The organism is Bradyrhizobium barranii subsp. barranii, from assembly GCF_017565645.3.
Classification (GTDB): Bacteria; Pseudomonadota; Alphaproteobacteria; order Rhizobiales; family Xanthobacteraceae; genus Bradyrhizobium; species Bradyrhizobium barranii.
This window is the reverse complement of sequence record NZ_CP086136.1, coordinates 390240-416191: the sequence shown is the minus strand read 5'-3', so window position 1 is coordinate 416191 and position 25952 is coordinate 390240. Positions and strand designations below refer to the sequence as shown.

Here is a 25952-nt window from a genome sequence, read left to right as displayed (position 1 = left end):
ACTCCGCCCTCAAGATGCGGGCATCACGCGGCCGTTGAGGGGCGTCAGCCCCGCCGCCAGTAGCAGCTCATATGCGGCACGATCACCGTGCCGCTCGGCCGATATTCCTGCACATAGGTGGCGTTGCACTCGCGCACCGCGTCGGGACCCGGATAGTAGCGCGGATAGACGCCGTCCGGAGCGTAGTAGGGCGTGACGCGCAGCCGGGCGGGCGGGCGCCTGCGCGGCGGAGGAACGTCGTCTGGCGAGGCCGCTTGGGCCAGCCTGACGCCGGCACCGGCCGTCTGGGCTTCGGCACCAACGCAAAATTGCGAAAACAACCCCATGCAAAGTAGAACCAGTATTGCTGTTCCCGCCCGCATCGCACCACCACCCACCTGAGCTATCCCCTTGAGGCGCCGTACGCTCCCCGTTTTCGCGCGCGGCGTCAACTCTTCGTAGCCTTCTATAAAGCCGGATGCATCGCCACGGAACCCGCGCTAAGAAAAGCCCATGTGGACGGAATTGAAAGCACCCTCGCTGGCTGAGATGGAAGCGACGGCGCACGACATCTTCGAGCGCCTGCCGGCGGAATTTCGCGGCCTCTGTGAGGGCGTGATCCTCCGTGTCGACGACTTCCCGACCGAGGAAGTGATGGACGAGATGGAATGCGAGAGCGAGTTCGACCTGCTCGGCCTGTTCCAGGGCGTCGGCCTGCCCCAGCAGAGCCTGGGCGATGTGGCGCGGCTGCCCAACATGGTCTGGCTCTACCGCCGGCCGATCCTGGATTACTGGGCCGAGCACGACGAGAGCCTCGGCCACATCGTCCGCCACGTCCTGATCCACGAGATCGGCCACCATTTCGGCCTCTCGGACGACGATATGGCGGCGATTGAGGCTCAGGCGGAGTAGGACGTCATCGGTTGCGTATGGTTGGCGCAGCGAGAAGCATCGTCAGTCGATAATCGGACCAGCCCGCGAGAGACAGCGACACCTGCTGATAGTGCAGCAGTCCCATGGTCGGATGATCGAACGCACGCTCGCCGCCTTCGCGTGCCAGACCCCCCTGCGTCTCCCAGCAGCGTTCGAAGTCGGGGCTTCCAACTCTCAGTTCCTCGACGAGCCGGCGAATGTCCGGATCGTCGGAATAGGCTGTAACAGCGGCGCGGAATTCTGCGACGACGCGTTGCGCGCGTGAGGTCCAGTCGAGGATCAGTGTTCGCGCCTCGGGCCTGAGGAAGATGTAGCGCAGAAGATTCTTTTCGCCGTCAGCATCGAGCCATCCGGCAAACAACCGGGACGCTTTCGCATTCCAACGACGCGCGCCCCATGTGCGATCGAGAATGTAGGCCGGCCCATCGATCGCATCGACGCAGGCCAGCACCTCCTCAGGCGGATCATCGCTGTGGCCGGGACGCTCGGGATCGCGCTTGCCCCCAACTTCGAACAGATAGCTGCGCTCCGCTCGTGACAGGCGCAATCCGCGTGCTAGGCGCGCAAGTGTCGAAGCCGAGACGGAGACATCGCGACCCTGCTCGATCCACGTGTACCAGGTGACGCTCAATCCGCAGAGCTGAGCGACCTCCTCGCGCCGGAGGCCGGGCGTGCGCCGCCGTGCTCCGGCGGCGAGGCCGAATTCTGCCGGAGACTGGCGCTCCCGGAGCGCGCGCAGGAACGCGCTGAGCGAGAGAGCTGGAGCGATCGAGTCGGGTCCCTTCATGGTGGTTTTTCTACCAGCATAAAGAACATTCTTAAACGGGTATAATCGGCATGCTAATTCTTTGCCGCTGCAGCGTCGCTGCGGAAAGGACGAGCGGGTATGGGCAGGCAATTCGCAAGGATCGAACCCGAGCACCGGGCTTTCATCGAACGGCAGAAGATCTTCCTCGTCGCGAGCGCCCCGCCGAAGGGACGCATCAACGTGTCTCCCAAGGGCCTGTCGTCATTCCGGGTGCTGGGAGAGAGCGACGTCGCCTACCTCGATTGCACCGGCAGCGGCAGCGAGACCCGTGCGCATCTGACCGCCTCCGACGACAAGCGGCTGACCATCATGTTTTGCGCCTTCGACGTCGCCCCGATGATCCTGCGGCTCTATGGCCAGGCTCGATCGCTCATGCGCGGCACGCCGGAATATTCCGATCTCGTTCCTGACTTCGAGGACATGGCAGGCGCCCGCCAAATCGTGCGCCTCTCGGTCGACCTCGTGCAGACGTCATGCGGTATGGGCGTGCCGCTGTTCGACTACAGACAAGAACGCGGCAGCCTCGTGCGCTACTGGACGGCGCAGGGTGTCAACAATTTGCGAAAATACTGGGGTCTGAAGAACATGAAGAGCATCGACGGCCTGCCGACCGGCTTTGCCCCCGACAGCATGGCTCCGCCAGGCTGAAGACGAACCTCGATTTACGCCCCTAGGCCTGCCGAATCCGGCCTAGGATTTGTGTGCCAACCGGGCTAAATAGCCCTCCCCTGACTTCAAACCGGGAAGCCTGAAATGGACAAGTTCACCACGCTGGAAGGCGTCGCGGCGCCGCTGAAGATCATCAATGTCGACACCGACATGATCATTCCGAAGCAGTACCTCAAGACCATCAAGCGCACCGGCCTTGGCAAGGGGCTCTTCTCCGAGCAGCGCTACAAGGACGACGGCAGCGAGAATCCGGATTTCGTCCTCAACCAGCCCGCCTATCGCAATTCGAAGGTGCTGGTCGCCGGCGACAATTTCGGCTGCGGCTCGAGCCGCGAGCACGCGCCCTGGGCGCTGCTCGACTTCGGCATCCGCTGCGTGATCTCGACCTCGTTCGGCGACATCTTCTACAACAACTGCTTCAAGAACGGCATTCTGCCGATCCGCGTCTCGCAGGAAGACCTCGACAAGCTGTTCGACGACGCCGAGCGCGGCGCCAATGCGACGCTGACGATCGACCTGCCGAGCCAGGAGATCCGCGGCCCCGACGGCGGCAAGGTCAAGTTCGAGATCGACCCGTTCCGCAAGCACTGCCTGATCAACGGCCTCGACGACATCGGCCTGACGATGGAGAAGAAGGCCTCGATCGACACCTACGAGGAAAAGCTCAAGCGCGAACGCGCCTGGGCCTGAGATCGAGCTCCAGTTCGAGCCCCGGTGCGACGAGCGCCGGGGCTTTTTCTTTGTCCTGATTAACCCCTAGACTGACGCGCATGCTGCCCGACATCGTCACCTTCTGGCACGGCCCGATGGACGCACTGCGCCAGACCTGTCTGCGCTCGCAGCTCGCGGCCGGCCACAAGGTCACGGTCTACAGTTTTGACACCATTCCCGGCCTGCCCGCGGGCATCGGGAACGCGGACGCCGAGGCGATCCTGCCGCACGCGTTCTCCGAACGATTGCGACCGCCGCAGCCGGACGGAAGCTGGCGCGACTGGACCACGCTGCAGTTCAGCGACTTCTTCCGCATGAAGCTGATGGCGAAGAACCACGGCCTCTGGCTCGATGCCGACGTGCTGCTGCTGAAACCCGTCGAGATCGATCCGACAAAACCCTACTTCGCCTGGGAGCGGCCGCGCCAGCTCGGCAATTCCGTGATCTATCTGCCGGCGGAGCACGGCATCGTTGCCGCCTTCGAGGAGCTGATGGAGCAAGAGGAGCTGACGCCGAACTGGCTGTCGGTGCGCCATCGCATCACCTTCATGATGCGTCGCCTGCGCGGGGGCTCGAACCGTCTCTCGGACATTCGCGTCGCGATCTTCGGGCCGGCGGCGCTGACCGCGCTCGCGCGCCGCACCGGTGAACTACAGAACGCGCTGCCGAAGCAATCGTTCTACGCCGTGCACGCCGAGCCAAAGCTGTTCTTCGATCCCTCGAGCTATCTCGGCCTCGTCACCAACCCCGAGATCATCGGCCTGCACATCTCGCCCAAGGGCCGCGGCGGCGAAAAGCCGATCCCGGGCAGCCTGTATGCGTGGGCGACGGAGCGGTTTAGCTGAGCTCTCTCCGCTGCGCGGCACGCTCGTGCCCCGGACGCAGCGCAGCACGTCAGTGATGCGCTGCTGAGCCGGGGCCCAGCATGTGGCAAGATGGGTCCCGGCTCTGCGGAGCGGCACTTCGCGCCGCACCGCGTCCGGGACACGCGACCTGCCTTCTTGACCCATTCTCAATTTGATCCAGCGCAACGCGCTCCTGCACCATTGTGCCTAGTCTGGCTCCAATTCCACGACCCGAACGGAGCCTCGCATGAGCACCGCAAGCAGGCCTTATCCCATCGTCCAGGATCTCATCGAATCCTTCGCGAACTGGCTGAAGCATCGCCGCGAGATGAACGAGATGCGGCAGCTCGATCGCGCCGATTTCGACCGGATCGCGCAAGATCTCAGGATCGCGCCTGACGATCTGGAGGAGCTGGTCCGTCACGGCAATCACGCTGCCGACGAGCTGCCGAAGATGCTCGAGCAGCTCGGCATCAGCGCAGACAGGCTCGGTCGTGCGCAGCCGCTGCTGCTCCGCGACATGGAGCGCGTCTGCTCGCTCTGCAATCACAAGGGACAATGCGACCGCGATCTCGCCGATGGCACCGCCGCGGAGAACTACCACGGCTATTGTGCTAATGCTTCGACGCTGGAGTCGCTCGATCGGGCCGACGTCGCCCCGCGCTGACGTGTCGTCTGGGTCGAAAGATCAGATCGTGCCGTTTCGCGCGCATGCGTCGCGCTGGGCAAATCCTTTCACGAGCTTTCTGCACGCGCGATAGCGCTCTTCCATACTCGCTCCGCCGGCATGACCCGAAGGGCCAGGTTCGGCCGCGCTCTCTTTTTTGACTGCATGATGTCGCGCAGTCTTATCGCGTTTGGTCGAAGGTTCGGCATCCTCGGGCACCGGCACAAGCTGCCAGACTGGACGAAGCTCGATATTCGCGGTCTCTGACGGCTTCTCCTTATTGACGGAAGTCAGGGCCCCGTGGGTCGGTCAAAATCCCCCGGGTATGGTCACTTGAAACTCCCCCACCTGATGATCGCCGTCAGCGCCGCTGAACAGCAGTAGCCGGTCAGGCAGGACGTTTATGTTCGACCCCTTTAGCCAGCAAGGGGCCGGGGAGTTGAACGTCTTGAAGCGACATCTGCAAAGCACCGTACTTACATTACTTGATCGCAACACCAGCCAGCGCGAGATTCACCGGCTGACGGGTGTCGATCGCAAGACGATCCGGCGTTATCAGGCGCTGCGGGCCGGTGCGGAGGCAAATTCCCCCGGGGAAGTGACCACCGGCTCGGTGAGCGCGGACGGCCAAATTCCTCCACCCCGACCACCGGCTTTTGGGACATCGGAAGCGACGGTCACCAGCAGCCTGGCCCGTTCGGCTTGCGAAGCGCATCGGACGTGGATCGAAGAACAGGTCCGGCTGAAGCGGAACGCGCAGGCGATTTACCAGGACCTGGTTGATCAATTTGGCTTTCCGTCCAGCTACCAGAGTGTCAAGCGGTTTGTGCGCCGGTTGCGGCACGCTGATCCTGAGCAGTTTGATCGTCTTGAGTTCCTCCCCGGCGAGGAAGCTCAGGTCGACTATGGCGAGGGCGCGCCGACGGTTGATCCGAAGAGCGGGCGGTACCGTCGTCCCCGCCTGTTCGTGATGACGCTACGCTACTCGCGGCGCAGCTTCCGGCGGGTAGTCTGGAAGTCCAGCCAACAAGTCTGGGCGCAGCTCCACGAAGAGGCGTTCCGGTATTTTGGCGGGGTCCCCAGCTATGTCGTGCTCGACAACCTGAAGGAAGGCGTCCTCAAGCCGGATTTGTACGAGCCCCAGCTCAACCCGATTTACAGCGCGATGCTGGCTCATTACGCCGTGGTCGCCGATCCCGCGCGCGTGGCCGATCCAAATCGGAAAGGATGCGTCGAGAATGCGATTCAACATACCCAGGGCACTGCGCTGGCCGGACGGCGCTTCGAGACGCTGGAGGCGCAAAACGAGTTCTTGAGGCACTGGGAGGAGAACTGGGCTTCCAAACGCATCCACGGCAGCACGCGCCGTCAGGTCGAGGCGATGTTCCAGGAAGAGAAGCCGCACCTGCGGCCGCTGCCTGTCGCTCCCTTCCGCATCTTCACCGAAGTCGTCCGGACTGTCTGCGACGACACCACCGTACGCGTCGACAACAGCTATTACGCCGCGCGGCCCGCGCCGATCGGCAGCCAGGTCGTCGTGCGCATCTACACCACCACGATCGAGATCCGTGATCGCCACACCCGTGCGCTGCTGCGTGTTCATTCCCGGATGGCGCACCCCGGTTCTGTCGTCCTGCCGACCAGCGAACGGCCGTTCAACCCGTCGCGGCAAACCGCCGTGCTGCTGGCGAGCGCCGAGCGCATCGGACCGCAGACCAGGGCCTTGTGCCAGCAGGTGTTCGACACCGAAGGGCGCCCCGGACAGCGCGCGATGTGGGGCATTGTCGGGCTGGGCCGGAAGTATCCGGCGCGGCTGGTCGAGCAGGCCTGCGCGCACGCCATCGACAACCGCATCTACCGCTACAAGCACGTGCGTGCGACCGTCGAGCGGTTGTTCGAACAGGCGATCGAGCAGGTTGGAGTGACGCCACAGCCGGCATCGCCGCTCACCCAGGATCATCCGCTGATCCGTACCCCCGCGGAATACGGCGACCTCTTCAGCCGCGCTGTGCGGCGCGACGCCGACGACAATGGTCGGCAGGCCGAGGCTCACGACGATCACGCCACGGCAATCCGCGCTCGTGTCGCCTGCGCAACCCCGGCCAACTCCGGCGCCACGAGCGCTCCCGCTGCACCTTCTCACCTTAAACTGGAGACCTAGCCACATGATGACCATGCCGGAAATTGAGCGTTGCCTACGACAGCTGCGCCTGTCGGGTGTCCGCGACACGCTGCAGACGCGCGTGCTCCAGGCGCAGGGCGCCAACCAGCCCTTCCTCGAGACCTTCTCCCTTATCCTGCAGGATGAACTGGACCGTCGTCAGTCCCGTCTTATCGAGCGGCGATACCAGCAATCCGGGCTCGACGAAAAGCTGACGCTCGCCGAGTTCGACTGGTCCTTCAATCCCAAACTGCCACGTCAGACCTGCTTCCAGCTCCACACCCTGGCGTTCATTGCCGCTGGCGAGAACGCTCTGCTTGTTGGCAAACCTGGCACCGGGAAGTCGCACATCGCCAAGGCGATTGCCTATCAGGCGATCCTGCAAAGCCACAAGGTCCAGTATCTTGAGACCGACGACTTCTTCCACCGCTACGCCCTGAACTCTCCGGCACAACGCGAGGTCCGGCTGCGAACCATCATCGACTGCGATCTCCTCGTGCTGGACGATCTATTCCTCGCACGCGCCATCCCCGACGACGCCGGCACTTTGCTGCAGACCCTGATCCATCAGCGTTACAAACTGCGCCGCAGCGTCATCGTCACCTCCAATCGCGTCGTGCAGGATTGGGGGGCATACCTTGGGGACAACACTATGAGCACGACGATCCTCGATCGCCTTATGCATCATTGCCATCTGCTTGAGTTCGACGGACGCAGCTATCGGCTCAAAGAAGCCGCTGAAGCTCTTGCCCGGGAAACAAACTCAAACTAACAGTCCCTTGTCCTGCCTCGCGGGTGGAGGAATTTGACTGACCACACCCGGAGGAATTTGAAGTGACCCGCGGGGAGGGCAAGGACGTTCTTATCCAGCTTGGCCGTAACAGGCGTTCCATTGATGGAGAATTTATCGTTCGAAATGAACTCGGCGAACGATTTGTATCCCGCCACATCCTTCGCCCATGATTGTTTCGTGGGCGGCCCCCAGAGGTAGTATCCCTTGGCCAAGCCCGTCGCGGAGACCTCCGTGATGATCAGCATGGCGTAGCGTCCCTTGCCATTGGTCCACCCACGCTTGTTGGACCACACGCCGACAAATCTGGAATTGGCGTTGAGTGGATCGTTCTGATCGGACGAGATGGTGAAGCTCGGCAATTCGAGTTGCTGAGCTGCCGCGATGACAGAGATCTTTTTGTTGTCGTCGGGCGTAAATAGATTTCGCACGACGCGCTTGGCATCAGGCTCCTGGCGCCCGCCCGCATCCGATTTCGAAGCCGTTGCCGGAGATGACAGCGCCGCAACCTCGTTGCCCTTGAGATCCTTGATTCGTTGGCGGGCTTCGACGGCGTGGTCGCTGCGGGGGTATCTGGCGAGAAATTCCTCAAAGAGAGCTGCCACCGTCGACGTCCGGACAGCCTGCCAGAACTTCTCGTCTTCAGCGGGAGCTGCAGGCGCCGGAGTTGATGCCGCTGGTGCCTGAGCGGCGACGGCAGGGGCCTTGAGGTAAATCTCCTCCTTCGACAAGGAGCCATACACAAAGGGCTGCTGTTCGCGCCTGGTTGCCGCCATCACGTCGTCACGAACCCGGCGAAACAGAAACGATATCTCCAGGCCGGGTGTTTCGATGTGGCGAAGCAGCGACGTCGTGAAGGGGCTATTCCGGCCATCGCCGTCGCTTGCCGTGGTGCCGTCCCGGGCGGCATACGCGATCAGGACATTGTCGGACGGCTCCGTCGGCGCGAGCCCGCGAGCCACGGCCCGGGTGCTCAACGAGCGCTTCATCTTCGCGGCAAAAGGGTTGTTGCGGCACGCGTCAAGTATCACGAGGCCCAACTTCCGTGCCTTCGAAACCTGAAGGCTCACCGAACGCAGGCTGATCGCCTCGCTTTCGGCGTCGATATCGCTGCGCAGCTCTGCGCTGATTGGGATCAGCCAATTCTCGCCGCCGACTTCCATGCCGTGCCCCGCGTAGAACACGACGGCGATGTCGGACATTTCGGCGGATCGGCCGAACTCAACGACGGCCTTCCTCATCTCTTGCGCGGTGGCGTTCCTGACTTGGGTGACCTTGAAATCCAGCCGCTCCAGCGCGCGGCCGATGTCGGCCGCGTCGCGAGTCGGGTTCGGCAATTCGGGCACCTTCTCGTAGGCGCCATTGCCGATGACAAGCGCAACCCGCGCCTGCGCAAGGGCGGGCTGAGCGGACAAAAGCGACATGACGAGAAAGACAGCCGCCCCAAAAAAACGCATCAATAGATTGCCCGAACCCGCCAATGGCTTCGAGGGTAGCACCCCTGTTCACTACCGCAACGGGAAAAGCCGAGATCTGGACTTCGGCGCGGAGGGTTCCGGGCAAAGCGCAGACTTACGCGCTGCCGCAACAATCACTGGTCGATGACCAGGTGAGACACCTCGCCGAGTAGCAAGGGGCGTCAATAGTATGATGTATGCAAGGCCCTGTTTGCGCGGCGAGGATGCCGGCAAGGTCTCCGCAATTGTCCGTGCTTGATCTCGACGAATGGCTCTGTTTGGATGGTTCCCCTTCGGCAATTCGTATTCCGGATAATCATGGCAAACGAAATAGATGGTTACCGTCGTTCGTTGGGTGCTCGTTCACAGGAAAGCGCCATGACTGTCCACCGCACCGGCGTCGGGAATCGACTATTGGCGGCGTTGCCGCCGGCGGATCTCGGTTTGCTCACGCCCTACTTCCAGAAGGTCTCGTTCGAACCCGATGCCATCCTGGTGCGGTCGGGCGATGAGCTCGACCCGGTTTATTTTCCCCATAGCGGCGCCATCGCCTTCATGATCGATATGCCGGACGGGCAAACGGTCGCAACCACCTTGATGGGACGGGAAGGCGCTTTGGCCTCGTTCTCCGTGCTCGGCCCGTCGCTGTCATCCGTGACAGCGATTGCTCGGATCGCCGGCACAGCATCGCTGATTTCCGCCGCCAAGTTTCGCGCGGCCTTCGCGCAAAGCGCCGCCATCAGGAACGTCGTGCAAGTCCACGCCCGCGCGGTGTTGTTGCAGCTCCAGCACGTCGCCGCCTGCAACGCGCTGCACCGGGTCGATGGCCGCATGGCGCGGTGGCTCCTGCAGCTGCACGACCGCGTTCCCGATGACCGGCTTCCGGTGACGCACGAGGCGCTTGCGCAATTGCTTGGGGTGCGACGGACGACAGTGACCCTGACGATGAGCAAGCTACGCGATGCCGGCGCCGTCCCGTCCGACCGGCGCGGGTTTGTCGAGATCCATCGGGCGCGGCTCGAGAAGGTCGCATGCGATTGCTATGCGCTCATGCAGCGCAAGATCGATCAGATGTATTGCCAGGAATTGGCGGCGCCGCAGCCTGTCGATGCACCGTCCCGCGAAAGCGCCATCGTCGCGGGTGACGAATCCAGAGCCGCTTCGCGGGCGGGAAAATAGGCGATTGGGACTGACCGCCGCGATGACCGCATGGGTCACAAGCGGCAGTCCTCTTGACGTCGAGAAGATGTCCGCCTGGCGGGGAAAAGCGGATATCGCGTCTTCGAGTTGACGCCTCAGCCCTTGCTCATCGCTGCGATCGCGTCCGCGATCTCGATCGTGCGCCGCGCCATGTCGGCGTGCAGACGCTCCACCATTGCGCCATCGAGCCGGATCGCGCCGCGCGAAACGTTCTCCGGCAGCTCGAATGCCGCGATGATCTTTCGCGCGCGCGCGACTTCCTCTTCGGGCGGCGTGAAGATCGCGTTGCAGGCCTCGATCTGCGACGGATGGATCAGCGTCTTGCCGTCGAAGCCGAGGTCGCGGCCCTGTGCGCATTCGGTGGCAAAACCGTCTGAATTCGCGATGTCGCTGTAGGGGCCGTCAAGGATCTCGAGGCCATGGGCGCGCGTCGCCAGAATGCAATGGGTGATGATCGGGATCATCGCCGCGCGACCCGGCAACATCTTGATGCGCGTCTCGCGCGAGATGTCGTTCGGGCCGAACACGAAACCGGAGAGGCGCGTCTTGGGATCGCGGCCCGCGGCGGCCAGCTCCTCGGCATGAAGCACGGCGCGCGCGGTCTCGATCATCGCCCAGACTTTCACCGTCGGCGCGGCGCCGAGTTCGGCAAGGCGAGCGCCGATCGCCTGGAGATCCTCGATGCTTGAAACTTTTGGAACCAAAATGCCATCAGGCGAGGCCTTGGCGGCCATCGCGACGTCATCGGCCCACCAGGGCGTGTCGAGGCCGTTGGTCCGGATCAAAATCTCGCGCTTGCCGAACCCCTTGTCCGCGATCGCAGCGGCGATGCCGTCACGCGCCCCCCCCCTTGAGGTCGGGGGCGACGGAATCTTCCAGATCGAGGATCAGGCCGTCGGCGGCGAGATTTCGCGCCTTTTCCAGCGCGCGAGGGTTGGAGCCGGGCATGAACAGATGGCTGCGGCGCGGGCGGGTCATGCGAGCATTCCTTCCAGTTTCCTCGGGTGTATTCTGGAGCATGATCCCGGAAAAATGTGCGGCGGTTTTCCGAAAGGATCATGCTCAAACAACAAGCCAAGCCGATAGCATCTGGCCTGCCTATTCGAAAGGCTTGTTCGCCCCTCTGGTCTATGGTTAGGCATAGGCCATGATCACATTCCCGAAGCATTTGCTGGAAGGCTACAAGGCCTTCGCCACCCAGCGGCTGCCGACCGAGCAGAGCCGCTATCGCGAGCTGTCGGTGAAGGGGCAGTTCCCGGAAGTGATGGTGATCGGCTGCTGCGACAGCCGCGTCTCGCCCGAGGTGATCTTCGACGTCGGACCGGGTGAACTGTTCGTCGTCCGCAACATCGCCAATCTGGTGCCGGTGTATCAGCCCGACGGCAATGCGCACGGCGTCTCCGCGGCGCTGGAATATGCCGTGACGGTGCTGAAGGTGAAACACATCGTCGTGCTCGGGCACGCGCAATGCGGCGGCATCCGCGCCTTCGTCGACAAGATCGAGCCGCTCACGCCGGGCGACTTCATCGGCAAATGGATGCAGATGTTCATCAAGCCGGGCGAAGTGGTCGAGCAGCGCGACCACGAGACCATGGCGCAGTTCGTCGAGCGCATCGAGAAGGCCGCGGTGTTCCGCAGCCTGGAAAACCTGATGACGTTTCCGTTCGTGCAGAAGGCGGTGGACTCAGGCCAGATGCAGACCCATGGCGCCTATTTCGGCGTGGCAGAGGGGTCGCTGTTCGTGCTGGACAAGGTCGCGAAGGAATTCAAGAGCGTGCGCAACGCGGCTTGAATTCGTAGGGTGGGCAAAGGCGCAACGCGCCGTGCCCACCATCTTTCCCGATTGAGACCTTGGTGGGCACGCTTCGCTTTGCCCACCCTACGAGATCCCGCTCGTTACGCCGCCTTCTTCTTCGCGCTGATCAGCTTGCGGTTGATCAGCACTTCCGCGATCTGGATGGCGTTGAGCGCCGCGCCCTTGCGCAGATTGTCGGACACGCACCACAGCACGAGGCCGTTCTCCACCGTCGCGTCCTCGCGGATGCGGCTGATATAGGTGGCGTCCTCGCCGGCGGCTTCATACGGCGTGGCGTAGCCACCGGGCTCCTGCTTGTCGATGACGAGGCAGCCCGGCGCCTTGCGCAGGATGTCGCGTGCCTCGTCCGCCGTGATCGGATTCTCGAACTCGATGTTGATGGCCTCGGAGTGGCCGACGAACACCGGCACGCGCACGCAGGTCGCGGAGAGCTTGATCTTGGGATCAAGGATCTTCTTGGTCTCCGCCATCATCTTCCACTCTTCCTTGGTGTAGCCGTCCTCCATGAAGACGTCGATCTGGGGGATGACGTTGAAGGCGATGCGCTTGGGGAATTTCTTCGCGATCAGCTCGCTGTTGGTGTAGACGGCCTTGGTCTGCGAGAACAATTCGTCCATCGCATCCTTGCCGGCGCCCGAGACCGATTGATAGGTCGAGACCACGACGCGCTTGATCGTCGCCTTGTCGTGCAGCGGCTTCAGCGCGACCACGAGCTGCGCGGTCGAGCAGTTCGGGTTGGCGATGATATTCTTCTTCTTGAAGCCGGCCGTCGCATCCGCGTTCACCTCGGGCACGATCAGCGGCACGTCCGGATCCATGCGCCAGGCGGACGAGTTGTCGATCACGACGGTGCCGGCGGCGCCGATCTTCGGCGACCATTCCTTCGACACCGAGCCGCCCGCCGACATCAGGCAGATATCGACATCGGAGAAGTCATAGTGCTCGAGCGCTTTGACCTTCAGGGTCCGGTCGCCATAGGAGACCTCGACGCCGACGCTGCGGCGTGACGCCAGGGCCACGACCTCGTCCGCGGGGAATTTGCGTTCATCAAGGATGTTGAGCATTTCCCGTCCGACATTGCCGGTCGCGCCGACGACTGCGACTTTGTAACCCATCGTTCACTCTCCGATGAAAAAGCCCGTTCCTGAAGCTGACGCTTAAACAGGAAGAGCAGCGCTTCTATGCGAGAACCGGCCTCAAGACAACGTTGGACCATGCCTGAAGGCCGTGGATGCAGTCGCCAGAGGCCAGCACGGCCGCAACCCCTACCCAGATCCATCTGGCGCTCGCAGCCCTCGCCGACGAAGTCGTCGGCACGCTGGCGCGCCTGTTCGCCTATGTGGGGACGCTGGTCCTGTTTGCCATCCTCGCCCTCGCCGCGTTCGACCAGCTGCCCAGCCTGCGTGACGAAGAGCCGGCCGAGAAGCCGGGATGGAGCGTGGCCGATCGCTCGCAACCGGCCTTCGCCCTCAGCCGGCTCGATTCATCAGAAAAAACAGCCTCTTACGTCATTCTCAGGCATCCCGAAGGCGGCCGCAGGGACGTGATGCGCTGGACCGGCGGCGAGGCGGACAAGCCCGTGGCGGAGCTCGAGATCTACCGGGAAGGCGGCGAATTCGACGTGACCCGCCCGGCGACAGCGGACCTGGCGGTCCACATGGGCCTGGGTGACGCAACCCCGCTCGAGCAGGCCGGCCTGATCGACACGAAATTCGGTCCCGTCGCCCTGTTCCGGCCCACCGGCACGGCGGAGGCCGCGCGGGCGTGCCTCGGCTACCTCAAGCGCAGTGAGGAGCCGGCGCTTCAGATCTCCGGCTTCTCCTGCCAGGGCGACACCCTGCCCGCCCGGCGCGCGGCAATCGCCTGCACGCTGAACCGGCTGACGCTCCTGACCTCGGGCAACGAGCCGAAGCTGGCGGAATTGTTCGCCCATGCGGAGCTGAAGCGCCGCTCCTGCGCTTCCCAGGGTTCGTCGGACTGGCTGCTGGGCGCGGCGAACGCGCAATTGCGCGGGGCGCTCTAACCGACATCAAGCTCAAGTGGCTGGTATTGATGCAACTTTTGCCAGCGCGCACGATTATTCCGGGCTGGTGTGACCCAATTGACCTAGTTGCGGCCACCCTTGCCGGGCTAGTATGGGGATGAAATCGATTGGCGGCTTGCCGCCTGAAGGGGACGTGATGAGCTCGAATTTCTCCGCCGCGAACAAACTGGCGATGTGGCTTGCGGCCGGCGCCGTGGTTGCCATGTGCTCAGCCCTCGCGACACCCGCCTCGGCCGACACCAAGAAGCAACGTTACGACAACAGCCGGCCCTATTACGGTCCGAGTGGCCCCAACGCGGTCTATCAGCAGGGCCGCACCCGCCTCTATGTGAGCAAGCGCTCCTGGCTCGACGGCGGCACCGAGGTCAATCCGGGTGACCGCAAGTTCTCCGATTACGCTTTCCCGCCGGCGATCGGCTATCCGACCTTCGCCCGCGAGAACAACAACCGCCCGATCGATCGCCAGCCGCTGAGCACGCCGGCCGACGTCGGCGGTTATCCGCGGAATTTCCCGCTGTACTGAGCGGAATGATCGACCGAATCAAAATGGCCGGGCTCGCGCCCGGCCATTTTTATTTGTGAGAGATACGTCCGCTTCAGGCGTTGGCTGCCGGGTCGTAGCGCCTGCAAAATTCTTCGATCGCCTCGGAGCGGAAATCGCCCAGGCGCTCGAAGATCAGCTCGTCCGGCCAATCCCACCAGGCAATGCGGCGCAGGCTTTCGGCGACCGAATCGTCAAAGCGCTTGCGGATGGCACGCGCGGGAACGCCACCGACGATCGTGTAGGGCTCGACATCGCGGCTAACGACCGCGCCCGCGGCAATCACCGCCCCGTCGCCGACCGTGATGCCCGGCAGCAGGATGGCGGCGTGCCCGATCCAGACATCGTTGCCGACGATGACGCGGTCACTGCGGCGATCCGCGAAGAAGTCGCGGTCACGACTCGCGGTCGCGTCGTAATATTCGGGGCAATACGTGAAGCGATGCTGGGACGGCCGGCCCATCGGATGATTAGGCGCGCCGATGCGCACCGAGTTGGCGATGGCGCTGAATTTTCCGATCACCGCGTCGGCGACCTCGCAGTTCTCGCCGAGATAGGAGTAGTCGCCGAGCGCGGCATATTCGATGCGGGTGTTGGCGAGGATTTCGCAGCGCCGCCCGATCTGGGCTTCGCGCTGGCGCACCGTTTCATGGATGATGGTTTCCGCGATCTTGGGGCGGGGCGAGGCATCCATGAGGTGGCTTCCCTGAGGTCGTCGGCAGAGCCGTAGGGTGGGCAAAGGCGCGTAGCGCCGTGCCCACCATCTCCCGGCAATCGCGATCGAAATGGTGGGCTCGCTATCGCTTTGCCCCTACGATTGCGGTGTTTGTGGCTACGCGTGCAGCTTCTGCAATTCCTTCAGGATCGCTTCGCCCATCTGCGTGGTCGAGGCGGCCGTGGTGCCTTCCGACTTGATGTCGGCGGTGCGCAGGCCGCTCGCCAGCACCGCGGCGATCGCGGCATCGACCTTGTCGGCGAGATCGCCCATGTCGAAGGAATAGCGCAGCGCCATGCCAAAGGACGAGATCATCGCGATGGGATTCGCGAGGCCCTTTCCGGCGATGTCGGGTGCCGAGCCGTGCACGGGCTCGTACAGCGCCTTGCGCTTCTTGCTCTTCACATCGACCTCACCGAGCGAAGCCGAGGGCAGCATGCCGAGCGACCCCGTCAGCATTGCCGCGATGTCGGAGAGCATGTCGCCGAACAGATTGTCGGTGACGATGACGTCGAACTGCTTCGGCGCCTTCACCAGCATCATGCCGCCGGAATCGGCGAGCTGGTGCTCGAGCGTGACGTCAGGATATTCGCGCTTGTGGACCGCCGTCATGACCTCGTTCCAGAGCACGCCCGACTTCATGACGTTGCGCTTCTCCATCGACGTCACCTTGTTCTTGCGCTTCCTGGCAAGCTCGAAGGCGACGCGGCCGATGCGCTCGATCTCATAGGTGTCGTAGACCTGGGTATCGACGGCACGCTTCTGGCCGTTGCCGAGATCGGTGATGGTTTTGGGCTCGCCGAAATAGACGCCGCCGGTGAGTTCGCGCACGATGACGATGTCGAGACCCTCGACCGCCTCGCGCTTCAGGCTGGAGGCATCGGCCAGCGCCGGATAGCAGACGGCGGGACGGAGGTTGGCGAACAGGGCGAGATCCTTGCGCAGGCGGAGCAGGCCGGCTTCGGGGCGCACCTCGTAAGGAACGGCATCCCACTTCGGGCCGCCGACCGCGCCGAAGATGATGGCGTCGGCGGCCAGCGCCTTGGCCATGTCGCCCTCGGAGATCGACACCTTGTGGGCGTCATAGGCGGAGCCGCCGACGAGTCCGGTATCGGTCTCGAATTTGGCGATCCCTGCCGAATTGAGCCAGTCGATCAGCCGCTTCACCTCGCCCATCACCTCGGGGCCGATACCGTCGCCGGGGAGCAGCAGCAATTTGTGGGTCGCCATGGTCGTTTCCTCTGAGATCGAATTCGGCCGGAGTGCTAGAGCGGCGTTGCGCGCTTGGCAAGACACCATTGCCGCCTCGCGGCTGTGCAAGGCCCGCAGGGCCTGCCACACTGGGCGTGCCGGAGTATCCCTTGCGCGCCCCTGATCGTCCCCCGCCCGACGCACATCCCGCGCGGCTGATCCTGACCCTGTCGCTGGCGGCGACGGTCGGGCTCGGCATCGGCCGCTTTGCCTATGCGCTGGTGCTGCCCGATATGCGGGAGGACCTCGGCTGGTCCTACTCGGCGGCCGGTTTCATGAACACCATCAATGCCGTCGGCTACCTCGTGGGCGCGCTTGTCGCGTCCCGGCTGATCCAGCGCGTCGGCTGGTCGGCGGCGATCCGCGGCGGAACCCTCGCCTGCGTCGCCGCGCTCGCCACCTGCGCGCTGACAGGCAATTTCGTTGCGCTGAGCCTCGCACGCCTCGTGCTGGGCTTGGGTGCGGCGGCCGGCTTCGTCGCCGGCGGCGCGCTGGCCGCGGCTATCGCGCAGTCGCGCCCGGAACGGGCCAATTTCCTGCTCAGCCTGTTCTATGCCGGGCCCGGCATAGGGATTCTCGCCTCGGGGCTGATCGCCCCGTTCACGCTGCAATATTTTGGGCCGGGCTCGTGGTGGCTGGTGTGGTGGGCGCTGACGCTGCTGTCCGTCGTGATGACCGTGCCGCTGTTCCTGATCCGCATCGAGAGTGGGGTGCGCTTCTCGGAAGGCAGCCACGCCGCCTTCGCGATTCTACCCGTGCTGATCTATCTCGCCGGCTACTTCCTGTTTGGCGCCGGCTACATCGCCTACATGACCTTCATGATCGCGTATGTGCGCGACGGCGGCGGCGGGGCCGCGGCGCAGGCCGCGTTCTGGAGCCTGATCGGCCTCAGCGCCTTCGTCACACCCTGGGTCTGGCGCGGCGTGCTGGCGCTCGACCGCGGCGGACTTGCCACCGCCATCATCCTCGGCACCAACGCGCTCGGCGCGGCCCTGCCGATGCTTGGGCATTCGCCGGCGTGGCTTGCGGTCTCGGCGGTGGTGTTCGGCGTCGCCTTCTTCGCCGTGGTCGGCTCGACCACGGCCTTCGTGCGCTTCAACTATCCGCCCGAGATGTGGCCTACCGCGATCGCGGCAATGACGATCTCGTTCGGCGTCGGGCAGACGCTCGGCCCGATCGAGGTCGGCGCGATCACGGATGCACTGGGGAGTCTGAGTTACGCATTGAATGTGTCAGCGGCGCTGCTGGCGCTGGGGGCGGTGGCCGCGTTGTGCCAGCGCAAGGTGGGGCCGGCCAAGCAATCGGTGCCGTAGGGTGGGTTGGCCGAAGGCGTAACCCACCACTTCTGCCACTGCGGAAACGAAAGAGGTGGATTACGCCGTGCGACCGCGCTTCGCGCAGCCGTAGGGCTAATCCACCCTACGGCAGCGTGCCTAGTACCCACTTTTCTTGGAACGTGAGTCGTGATTCAAGGTCGGGATGATACCCGAAGCAAGAGAAGTCCACCTTTCGAGGAAAGATCGCAAGGTGCTTGAGGCGTGCTGTCGCTCACCGGTGACGTTGCAGCGCGATTTGAAGCGGGCGCGGATAGTTCTGTTGGCGGCGGATGGGCGCAGCACCCGGTCGATCGCCAAGGAAGTTGGGGTCCAGCCGCGGATTGTCAGCCTTTGGCGGCATCGCTATGCCGACCATGGCCTTGAAGGGCTGCAAGACAAGCCGCGGCCTGGCAAGCAGCCGATCTATACGAAGACGACCGACAAGCGGATTCTGAAGCTGCTGGATAAGCCGCCACCGCAAGGGTTTGCGCGCTGGACCGGCCCCCTGCTGGCCGAGGCGCTGGGCGATGTCGATGTCCAATATGTCTGGCGGTTCCTGCGCAGCCACAAGATTGACCTGGTGGCTCGCAAGTCCTGGTGCGAGAGCAACGACCCGAACTTTACGGCCAAAGCCGCCGATGTTGTCGGCCTCTATGTCGCGCCGCCGGCGAAGGCCATTGTGCTGTGCGTGGACGAGAAGCCCTCGATCCAGGCTTTGGAGCGAGCGCAGGGTTATCTGAAGTTGCCCAATGGCCGCGCCTTAACCGGCCAAAGCCACGATTACAAGCGGCATGGCACCACAACATTGTTTGCGGCGCTCGAAGTCGCCACCGGAAAGATCATCGCGACCCATTCAAAACGCCGGCGCCGCGTCGAGTTTCTCGATTTCATGAACAGCGTCACCGCGGCTTTTCCGAACCGCAAGCTTCACGTCATCCTCGACAACCTCAACACCCATAAAAAGAACGAGGACTGGCTCAAGGCCCACCCCAACGTGCAATTTCATTTCACGCCGACAAGTGCGTCATGGCTCAATCAGGTCGAAGTATGGTTTTCCATCTTGCAGGGGCAGTCGCTCAGCGGCACCTCCTTCACGAGCCTCAAGCAGCTTCAGGAACACATCGATGCCTACGTCAACGCATACAACGACAGAGCCGAGCCCTTCGTCTGGACCAAGAAAAAGGTCCGTCAACGCCGTTTCAAAGGCCGCCGTATCACTCAGCTCTGATTCCGGGTACTAGCTCCCGCTGAACGAATTGTACCCCTGGTCTTCCCAATAGCCGCCCTTGTAGTCGTTGGTGACTTCCATCGAGACCACGTATTTCGGGTTCTTGAATCCGAGTTTCGTCGGCACGCGGATCTTCATCGGGAAACCGTAGGCGCGCGGCAAAATCTCGTTCGCGTATTTGAACGTCATCTGGGTTTGCGGATGCAGCGCGCTGCGCATGTCCAGCGGCGAGTTGTAGCCGTCCTTGTCGGCGCACTGGAACCAAACGTATTTCGCACGCGTGTCGGCGCCGATCAGCTTGAGGAAATCGCGGAGCGGCGTGCCGGTCCAGCTTCCGATCGCGCTCCAGCCCTCGACACAGATGTGGCGGGTGATCTGCGTGACCTGCGGCAGCTTGTAGAGCTCGTCCAGGGTCCAGGACTTCTTGTTGTCGACGAGGCCGCGCACCTCGAGCTTCCAGTCGGCGCCGTCGACATCGGGCGCGTCGTCGAGATCGTAATAGGCGTTGAACGGGAACGGTTTCGTAATCGCGCTCTCGGGGAAGGTCGGCGCCAGCGCGTCGGGATTGAACATCCACGCCTGCACGGCGTCGTTGAACTTCGAGACCTTCGCGAGCAGGGTATCGGCCGACGAGGAATCGACGACGTCGCAGCCGGTGAGCAGCGTCAGCGCGCCGAGGCTGGCGCCGCCGGCGATGAAGCGGCGGCGGGTGAAGTCCGGCATGGACTTGATGGAGTCCTTGATCAGCAGCCGCTTGTCGACGCCGGGGATCAGGAATGAACGTTTCGCCATGACTTCCTCCCTCTCAGCGACCAATGATCATCGCGCGCAGGCTCTTCGGCACCAGCAGCGCGAGCAAGACGTGAACGACGAGGAAGGCGCAGATCGCGGCCATGCAGAAGAAATGGACGTAGCGCGCGGTCGGGTAGTCGCCGAACAGCATCACGAGCCAATGCAGTTGTACCGGCTTCCACATCGACAGGCCCGACAGCACGATCAGCACGCCAACCACGATGATGCCGGCGTACAGCGCCCGCTGCACGTAATTGTAGACGCTCAGATCGTCATGGCCGAGCTTGAAGGTCAGGGCAGCCCTGACGTCGTGGAGCACACCGGACGGCGTGATCGGCAGCAATTTTTTGCGGAAGCGGCCGGTGGCGAAGCCGGTGATGAGATAGGCGAGGCCGTTGATCATCAAGAGCCACATGGCCGCAAAGTGCCAGAGCAGGCCGCCGCCGAGCCAGCCGCCAAGCGTATATTCGCGCGGAAAACTGAAGCCGAACAGCGGCGAGGCGTTGTAGATCTGCCAGCCCGACAGGATCATCAGGATCATGGCGACCGCATTGGTCCAGTGCATGACGCGGACCCAGGCCGGCTGGATCACTTTGGCGGGGGTGGCGCTGACCTGCTCGTCGCTGACTGTGAGGCTCGACATGATGGTTCCGTCCTGAAGGTCGTCTGACACCGAATATACGCCGATACTTCCGCTTTCGTTACGCCCCCGCACGACGGCGAATCGAGTCTGCGGGCGACCTTGGTCACAATAAAGCGAGCCGGGTGCCCCCGGCTCGCCGTCTCAAAGCATCCTGTTCCGGGGATGAAACAGGGGTGGGCGGTGTTACGTCGCCGGCATCAGCACGGTGTCGACCACATGGATCACGCCGTTCGACTGGTTGACGTTGGAGATCGTCACCATCGAGGTGCCGCCCTTGGCATCGACGATCCAGACCTTGCCGTCCTGCTTCTTCACCGTCAGCTCCTCGCCTTCGGCGGTCTTCATCTTCTTGCCGTCGGTGAGGTCGGAGGCCTCGAGCTTGCCGGGCACGACATGGTAGGTGAGGATCTTGGTCAAGGTCGCCTTGTTCTCGGGCTTGACCAGATTGTCGACGGTGCCGGCCGGCAGTTTGCCGAAGGCGGCGTTGGTGGGCGCGAACACCGTGAACGGGCCCTTGCTTTCCAGCGTCGGCACCAGGCCGGCCGCCTTCACCGCCGCCACCAGCGTGGTGTGATCCTTCGAGTTGACGGCGTTCTGGACGATGTTCTTGGACGGGAACATCGCGGCGCCGCCGACCATGACGGTCTTCTCCTCGGCGCGGACAGGCGCGACGACGGTCGCGGTGATGGCCAGGGCGCTGAAGGCGGCGGCAGCGAGATAGGCAATACGCTTCGACATGGAGAGTCTCCCGATTGAATTGTGACCGGCAATGGCCGGTGCTTGAGTTGGGCAACAACGGCGCCTGCGACCTTTTGGCGTGAAGCAGCAGTGCCGTCGTTGGACCGAACTACGGGAGGGTTCGCGATGGGGTTTCGGGAAATAATTTATCGTGATGCGTGAAACTAAGCGGGGGAGTGTCCGTGTGCATCCACACCGTCATTGCGAGGAGCGAAGCGACGAAGCAATCCAGAGTCTTTCCGCGGAGGGTCCTGGATTGCTTCGCTGCGCTCGCAATGACGAGGTGTAGCCCGGATGGAGCGAAGCGTAATCCGGGGTTGTCGCGTTCGGATCGACTTGTCCCGGATTGCGCTTCGCTCCATCCGGGCTACGGGCCGACAATCAATCCCTGTTGTTCGGCGTCTGAATGAATCCGCGATTATGCGTCGGGCTGATCAGGAGCTCGTTGATGCAGACGCGCGGCGGCATCGATGCGATGAACGCGATGGTGCGGCCCAGATCTTCCGATTGCAGCATCTTGGCCTGCTCCTCCTCGCTCGGCACCACCGGGCGCAGCTTCAAGATCGGGGTCGCCACTTCGCCCGGCATCAGGCAGCAGGCGCGCAGGCCGTTGACGCATTCGTCCATGTTGAAGGAATGAGTCAGCGCCAGCACCGCATGCTTGGTGGTGGTGTAGGCCGGGCCCGGCATCTTCGAGACGTGGCGGCCGGTCCAGGACGAGACGTTGATGATCGAGCCATCCTGCTGCTTGCGCATCGTGGGCAACACTGCGCGCATGCAATACAGCACGCCGTTGAGATTGACCTGGACGAGCTTGTCCCAGCCCTCCAGTTCCATGTCCTTCCAGCTCCGCTTGGGGACATTGATACCGGCATTGTTCACGAGCAGGTCGATGCGGCCGTGCTTTGCGACGATTTGATCGGCCGCCTTCTGGGCTTCGGCGGCGTTGGACACATCGAGCGCAATGGCCTCGGCCGCCCCGCCTGCCTTGGCAATCCTGGCAACCACGGTATCCAGGGCGTCCTTGCGGCGCCCCGAGACCACGACTATCCAGCCGTCGGCCGCGAGCGCCTCGGCGCCGGCCTCCCCGATGCCGCTGCCGCCGCCCGTTACCCAGGCCACGCGTTTCCCGTTTTTGGTCATGCAAACTGTCTCCGTTGCTTCATTGGGGCGGTTTTTGCTAATCCAGCCCTCGGTTTTGACCGGCCTTGTTGCCTTGCGGTCGAGGAAATCTTGCATGAACCAAGCTGCCAACGCCAACCTGTTTTCCCGCCTGTTCGACGGCCTGGACGATCCCAAACGCCTCGCGGTCGAGACGCAGGACGGCGCCCATATCAGCTATGGCGATCTGATCGCGCGGGCCGGGCAAATGGCGAACGTGCTGGTCGCGCGCGGGGTGAAGCCTGGCGACCGCGTCGCGGTGCAGGTGGAGAAATCGGTCGCCAATATCGTGCTGTATCTGGCCACCGTGCGGGCCGGCGCGGTCTATTTGCCGCTGAACACGGCCTATACGCTGAACGAGCTCGATTACTTCATCGGCGATGCCGAGCCGTCGCTGGTGGTCTGCGATCCCTCCAAGGCGGAAGGGCTCGCCCCGATCGCCGCCAAGGTGAAGGCCAAGGTCGAGACGCTCGGACCCGACGGCAACGGCTCGCTGACGGAAGCCGCCGACAAGGCCAGCAGCGAATTCGCGACCGTCTCACGGGTAAACGACGATCTCGCCGCGATCCTCTACACGTCGGGCACCACCGGCCGCTCCAAGGGCGCGATGCTGACGCACGACAATCTCGCGTCGAACTCGCTCTCGCTCGTCGGCTATTGGCGCTTCACCGACAAGGACGTGCTGATCCACGCGCTGCCGATCTACCATACGCACGGCCTGTTCGTGGCGACCAACGTCACGCTGTTTTCGCGGGCGTCGATGATCTTCCTGCCGAAGCTCGACCCTGATCTCATCATCAAGCTGATGGCGCGCGCCACGGTGCTGATGGGCGTGCCGACCTTCTACACGCGGCTGCTCCAGAACTCCGCGCTGTCGCGCGAGACCACAAAGCACATGCGGCTGTTCATCTCGGGCTCCGCGCCGTTGCTCGCCGAAACCCATCGCGAATGGTCGGCGCGCACCGGACACGCGGTGCTCGAGCGCTACGGCATGACCGAGACCAACATGAACACGTCGAACCCGTATGACGGCGAGCGCGTGCCCGGCGCGGTCGGCTTTCCCCTCCCCGGCGTCTCCGTGCGCGTGACCGAGCCCGAGACCGGCAAGGAGCTGCCGCGCGACGAAATCGGCATGATCGAGGTGAAGGGCCCGAACGTCTTTAGGGGTTATTGGCGCATGCCGGAGAAGACCAAGTCCGAATTCCGGCCCGACGGCTTCTTCATCACCGGCGACCTCGGCAAGGTCGACGACAAGGGCTACGTCCACATTCTCGGCCGCGGCAAGGATCTCGTGATCTCCGGCGGCTTCAACGTCTACCCCAAGGAAATCGAGAGTGAGCTCGACGCCATGCCCGGCGTGGTCGAGTCCGCCGTGATCGGCGTGCCCCATGCCGATTTCGGCGAAGGCGTCACGGCGGTTCTGGTCTGCAACAAGGGCGCCGACGTCACCGAAGCCGCCGTGCTGAAGGCGCTCGACGGAAGGCTGGCAAAGTTCAAGATGCCCAAGCGCGTCTTCGTCGTCGACGAATTGCCGCGCAACACCATGGGCAAGGTGCAGAAGAACGTGCTGCGGGATACGTACAAGGATATTTACGCGAAGAAATAGAGCTCAATCGCTCCGGGGGTGGGGGACATGAACCGAGAGCAAGCTAAAAAGATACACAAGCACCTGCTTGATGCCGCAGCAGCATTCCGGCGAGCTGAGGCCGCGATCGTCGATGTTGGCGACGACGGCAGAAAGCTGTTTGCAGAACCGCTTATAACGGCGGTTTTCCATTTGCAGTTCAAGCTTCTGCGACTGATCTACAAAAGATATCCGGACCTTGAGCCACCAGGCCCGCCTCCCACAATCGACAGCACGCTCCGATGGGAGAATGTTTTTCTTCCATCGTCTGTGCTGGAGACTGATTTGGATCGCGTCATTTTCTCTGTCATGAAGCCACGATGGCAGAAGGTCGCGATGGTTCTGTACTGCGCGGTTGAGAAGGTCGAAAAGGAAGAAGCGCTAGCGGCTCCTGTCGACTTTGAGGTCTTTGCGGCCGGCATTCAGGCGTTGGTCGAGGCCGATCTTCTGGAAGCGCAAGGCAATCTTCAAATGTGGGGCCGCAGCGAAGTGAGATTGAAGGACCGATCCGTCAACTAGCACGCAATCCGTAGGGTGGGTTAGCCGAAGGCGTAACCCACCACTTTAGTCTCCGCGATGCGAGAAGTGGTGGGTTACGCTGCGCTAACCCACCCTACGATGCCAGCGCTTACTGCCCGCCCACCAAGCTCATCACGAACCGGCTTCCGACGATGAACAGATAGCACCCGAACGCCATCTCCAGCGTTCGCTTCGACATCGCATGCGCGGCTCTCACGCCGAGCGGCGCTGTCACGAGGCTCATCGGCATCACCAGCACGGCGCCGATCAGCGAGACGTAGCCAAGCGCGAACGGGATTTGCAGCGCTGCGACGGCCGGATAGGTCGCCGCCGCCGGCCAGCCGGCATAGATGTAGCCGAGCGCGCCGGGGATCGAGATCAGGACCGCGAGTGCCGACGAGGTCGCCACGGCCTGGTGGATGGGCCGGCCGTAGAACGTCATCAGCAGGTTCGAGAACAGGCCGCCGCCGATGCCCATCAGCGTCGAGAGGATACCGACGCAGAAGCCGTAGACGCGCATCAGCGGCCCTTTGGGCAGGTCGTCGCCGAACTTGCAGCCCTCGCGCGCGAAGATGAGACGCGCCGACGCGGAATAGGCGACGCAGACGAACACGATCTTGAACAGCTTCTCTGGCGCGTAGCGCGCGATGACGCTGCCGGCGACGACGCCGATCACGATCGGCAGCCACCACACGCGCAGGATCGACATGTCGACGGCGCCGCGCTTGTAATGCGCCTGGAACGAACGGATCGACGTCGGGATGATCACGGCGAGCGAGGTGCCGATGCAGAGCGGCATGCGCACTTCGAGCGGCACGCCGGCGATGCGGAAGCATTCGTAAAACACCGGCACGAGAATCGCGCCGCCGCCAATGCCGAACACGCCGGCCAGGAATCCCGACAGCGCGCCGGTTGCGATCAGCAACAGCGCGAGCTCGACGATCTCCTTGATATCAAGACCTGCAATCACCCCTGACCTGCCCCGGCGACTGGTCGCAACTTCTCCGAAACATGCGTTCGGAAAGCTGCGTGCGGAGCTTTAGGCGATCTGATTCTCGCGGTCGACACGCCACGTCTTGCGGCTGGGGTGGAATGCAAGGTGCGCATATCCGGACAGGGGTCAAACCGGGCCCGGGCGGGAGCGGGTTGGCGCCGTCCGAATGGCGTTAGCGGCTCAAAAGACCGGCCCCGGGCAGGTTTGGACGGCATGGTCCGTTTAGAGGCGTTCCAATAGCAATTTCAACGCGCATCGGTCCCTTCAGAAAAAATGAATATAGATTCTGTTTTTCGTTGGCGGACAGAAGTGCTGGTATACCAAGCCACTGATTGGCCTTGCATCATCAA

Annotated in this window: 26 protein-coding genes and 1 pseudogene; 15 read left to right on the top strand and 12 right to left on the bottom strand. The window is 63.2% G+C overall.

All coding sequences use genetic code 11. The annotated features are described in order from the left end of the window. Positions 1-44: 44 nt before the first annotated feature. A complete protein-coding gene (locus J4G43_RS01935; protein WP_063980388.1) occupies positions 45-326 on the bottom strand; it encodes a hypothetical protein in 282 nt (93 codons plus the stop codon). A gap of 166 nt (positions 327-492) precedes the next feature. On the opposite strand from J4G43_RS01935, the gene J4G43_RS01930 reads away from it, so the two are divergent. Next, the gene (locus tag J4G43_RS01930; protein WP_071908668.1) at positions 493-891 is read left to right on the top strand and encodes a metallopeptidase family protein; all 399 of its coding nucleotides are present in this window, start codon (positions 493-495) and stop codon (positions 889-891) included. A 4-nt stretch (positions 892-895) separates the two neighbouring features. Here J4G43_RS01930 and J4G43_RS01925 read toward each other — a convergent pair whose 3' ends face one another. Continuing rightward, positions 896-1699, bottom strand: a complete 804-nt coding sequence (locus tag J4G43_RS01925) for a helix-turn-helix transcriptional regulator (protein ID WP_208083909.1) — start codon at positions 1697-1699, stop codon at positions 896-898. Positions 1700-1798: 99 nt separating this feature from the next. Between J4G43_RS01925 and J4G43_RS01920 the strand changes: the two genes are divergently transcribed. The 6 genes from J4G43_RS01920 to istB all read left to right on the top strand — a co-directional run bounded on the left by J4G43_RS01920 (position 1799) and on the right by istB (position 7545). Then, the gene (locus J4G43_RS01920) at positions 1799-2368 is read left to right on the top strand and encodes a pyridoxamine 5'-phosphate oxidase family protein (protein WP_208083908.1); all 570 of its coding nucleotides are present in this window, start codon (positions 1799-1801) and stop codon (positions 2366-2368) included. Between the two features lie 105 nt (positions 2369-2473). Beyond that, on the top strand, positions 2474-3079 hold the full coding sequence (gene leuD / locus J4G43_RS01915; RefSeq protein ID WP_208083907.1) for a 3-isopropylmalate dehydratase small subunit: 606 nt from the start codon (positions 2474-2476) through the stop codon (positions 3077-3079). Positions 3080-3159: 80 nt separating this feature from the next. Next, a complete protein-coding gene (locus J4G43_RS01910) occupies positions 3160-3945 on the top strand; it encodes a glycosyltransferase family 32 protein (protein WP_208083906.1) in 786 nt (261 codons plus the stop codon). A 247-nt stretch (positions 3946-4192) separates the two neighbouring features. Beyond that, positions 4193-4612, top strand: coding sequence for a hypothetical protein (locus J4G43_RS01905; protein WP_208083905.1), 420 nt, complete (start codon positions 4193-4195; stop codon positions 4610-4612). A gap of 403 nt (positions 4613-5015) precedes the next feature. Then, positions 5016-6773 (top strand): IS21-like element IS1631 family transposase, encoded by a 1758-nt coding sequence (gene istA, locus J4G43_RS01900; protein WP_100214066.1) that lies wholly within the window; start codon positions 5016-5018, stop codon positions 6771-6773. A 4-nt stretch (positions 6774-6777) separates the two neighbouring features. Next, positions 6778-7545: an IS21-like element IS1631 family helper ATPase IstB gene (gene istB / locus J4G43_RS01895; RefSeq protein WP_038952109.1), complete on the top strand. Its 768-nt coding sequence runs from the start codon at positions 6778-6780 to the stop codon at positions 7543-7545. Here the strand turns inward: istB and J4G43_RS01890 are convergent. Further along, the gene (locus J4G43_RS01890; protein WP_208083904.1) at positions 7542-9020 is read right to left on the bottom strand and encodes a caspase family protein; all 1479 of its coding nucleotides are present in this window, start codon (positions 9018-9020) and stop codon (positions 7542-7544) included. The two genes, istB and J4G43_RS01890, sit on opposite strands and share 4 nt — an antisense overlap. A gap of 378 nt (positions 9021-9398) precedes the next feature. Between J4G43_RS01890 and J4G43_RS01885 the strand changes: the two genes are divergently transcribed. Next, a complete protein-coding gene (locus tag J4G43_RS01885; RefSeq protein ID WP_167767950.1) occupies positions 9399-10199 on the top strand; it encodes a Crp/Fnr family transcriptional regulator in 801 nt (266 codons plus the stop codon). Positions 10200-10315: 116 nt separating this feature from the next. Here J4G43_RS01885 and J4G43_RS01880 read toward each other — a convergent pair. Continuing rightward, positions 10316-11198, bottom strand: a pseudogene (locus tag J4G43_RS01880) (HpcH/HpaI aldolase/citrate lyase family protein). A gap of 169 nt (positions 11199-11367) precedes the next feature. Here J4G43_RS01880 and J4G43_RS01875 point away from each other — a divergent pair. Beyond that, the gene (locus tag J4G43_RS01875; RefSeq protein ID WP_063980379.1) at positions 11368-12012 is read left to right on the top strand and encodes a carbonic anhydrase; all 645 of its coding nucleotides are present in this window, start codon (positions 11368-11370) and stop codon (positions 12010-12012) included. A 104-nt stretch (positions 12013-12116) separates the two neighbouring features. Here J4G43_RS01875 and J4G43_RS01870 read toward each other — a convergent pair whose 3' ends face one another. Next, a complete protein-coding gene (locus J4G43_RS01870; protein WP_208083903.1) occupies positions 12117-13151 on the bottom strand; it encodes an aspartate-semialdehyde dehydrogenase in 1035 nt (344 codons plus the stop codon). A 116-nt stretch (positions 13152-13267) separates the two neighbouring features. On the opposite strand from J4G43_RS01870, the gene J4G43_RS01865 reads away from it, so the two are divergent. Together J4G43_RS01865 and J4G43_RS01860 are read left to right on the top strand one after the other, a co-directional pair. Then, entirely contained in the window at positions 13268-14059 is a 792-nt protein-coding gene (locus tag J4G43_RS01865; RefSeq protein ID WP_208083902.1) for a hypothetical protein, read from the top strand. 157 nt (positions 14060-14216) lie between these two features. Beyond that, positions 14217-14603, top strand: a complete 387-nt coding sequence (locus tag J4G43_RS01860) for a hypothetical protein (protein WP_208083901.1) — start codon at positions 14217-14219, stop codon at positions 14601-14603. A gap of 73 nt (positions 14604-14676) precedes the next feature. Here J4G43_RS01860 and J4G43_RS01855 read toward each other — a convergent pair whose 3' ends face one another. Beyond that, entirely contained in the window at positions 14677-15315 is a 639-nt protein-coding gene (locus J4G43_RS01855; protein ID WP_208083900.1) for a DapH/DapD/GlmU-related protein, read from the bottom strand. Positions 15316-15453: 138 nt separating this feature from the next. After that, entirely contained in the window at positions 15454-16566 is a 1113-nt protein-coding gene (gene leuB, locus J4G43_RS01850; RefSeq protein ID WP_071908678.1) for a 3-isopropylmalate dehydrogenase, read from the bottom strand. Between the two features lie 131 nt (positions 16567-16697). Between leuB and J4G43_RS01845 the strand changes: the two genes are divergently transcribed. Together J4G43_RS01845 and J4G43_RS01840 are read left to right on the top strand one after the other, a co-directional pair. Next, complete coding sequence (locus J4G43_RS01845) at positions 16698-17900, top strand: YbfB/YjiJ family MFS transporter (protein WP_208083899.1); 1203 nt, start codon at positions 16698-16700, stop codon at positions 17898-17900. A 166-nt stretch (positions 17901-18066) separates the two neighbouring features. After that, positions 18067-19131, top strand: coding sequence for an IS630-like element ISRj1 family transposase (locus J4G43_RS01840; protein WP_026192128.1), 1065 nt, complete (start codon positions 18067-18069; stop codon positions 19129-19131). 9 nt (positions 19132-19140) lie between these two features. Here J4G43_RS01840 and J4G43_RS01835 read toward each other — a convergent pair whose 3' ends face one another. The 4 genes from J4G43_RS01835 to J4G43_RS01820 all read right to left on the bottom strand — a co-directional run bounded on the left by J4G43_RS01835 (position 19141) and on the right by J4G43_RS01820 (position 22447). Next, positions 19141-19923, bottom strand: coding sequence for a molybdopterin-binding protein (locus tag J4G43_RS01835; protein WP_063980374.1), 783 nt, complete (start codon positions 19921-19923; stop codon positions 19141-19143). Between the two features lie 13 nt (positions 19924-19936). After that, positions 19937-20566: a cytochrome b/b6 domain-containing protein gene (locus J4G43_RS01830; protein WP_071908680.1), complete on the bottom strand. Its 630-nt coding sequence runs from the start codon at positions 20564-20566 to the stop codon at positions 19937-19939. 183 nt (positions 20567-20749) lie between these two features. Next, a complete protein-coding gene (locus tag J4G43_RS01825) occupies positions 20750-21304 on the bottom strand; it encodes a fasciclin domain-containing protein (RefSeq protein WP_014490676.1) in 555 nt (184 codons plus the stop codon). Positions 21305-21685: 381 nt separating this feature from the next. Next, positions 21686-22447, bottom strand: coding sequence for an SDR family oxidoreductase (locus tag J4G43_RS01820; protein WP_208083898.1), 762 nt, complete (start codon positions 22445-22447; stop codon positions 21686-21688). Positions 22448-22541: 94 nt separating this feature from the next. Between J4G43_RS01820 and J4G43_RS01815 the strand changes: the two genes are divergently transcribed. Together J4G43_RS01815 and J4G43_RS01810 are read left to right on the top strand one after the other, a co-directional pair. Beyond that, a complete protein-coding gene (locus J4G43_RS01815) occupies positions 22542-24071 on the top strand; it encodes a malonate--CoA ligase (protein ID WP_208083897.1) in 1530 nt (509 codons plus the stop codon). A 27-nt stretch (positions 24072-24098) separates the two neighbouring features. Then, a complete protein-coding gene (locus J4G43_RS01810) occupies positions 24099-24608 on the top strand; it encodes a hypothetical protein (RefSeq protein WP_208083896.1) in 510 nt (169 codons plus the stop codon). A 109-nt stretch (positions 24609-24717) separates the two neighbouring features. Here the strand turns inward: J4G43_RS01810 and J4G43_RS01805 are convergent, their stop codons facing one another. Continuing rightward, complete coding sequence (locus tag J4G43_RS01805; protein WP_208083895.1) at positions 24718-25578, bottom strand: sulfite exporter TauE/SafE family protein; 861 nt, start codon at positions 25576-25578, stop codon at positions 24718-24720. Positions 25579-25952 lie beyond the last annotated feature (374 nt).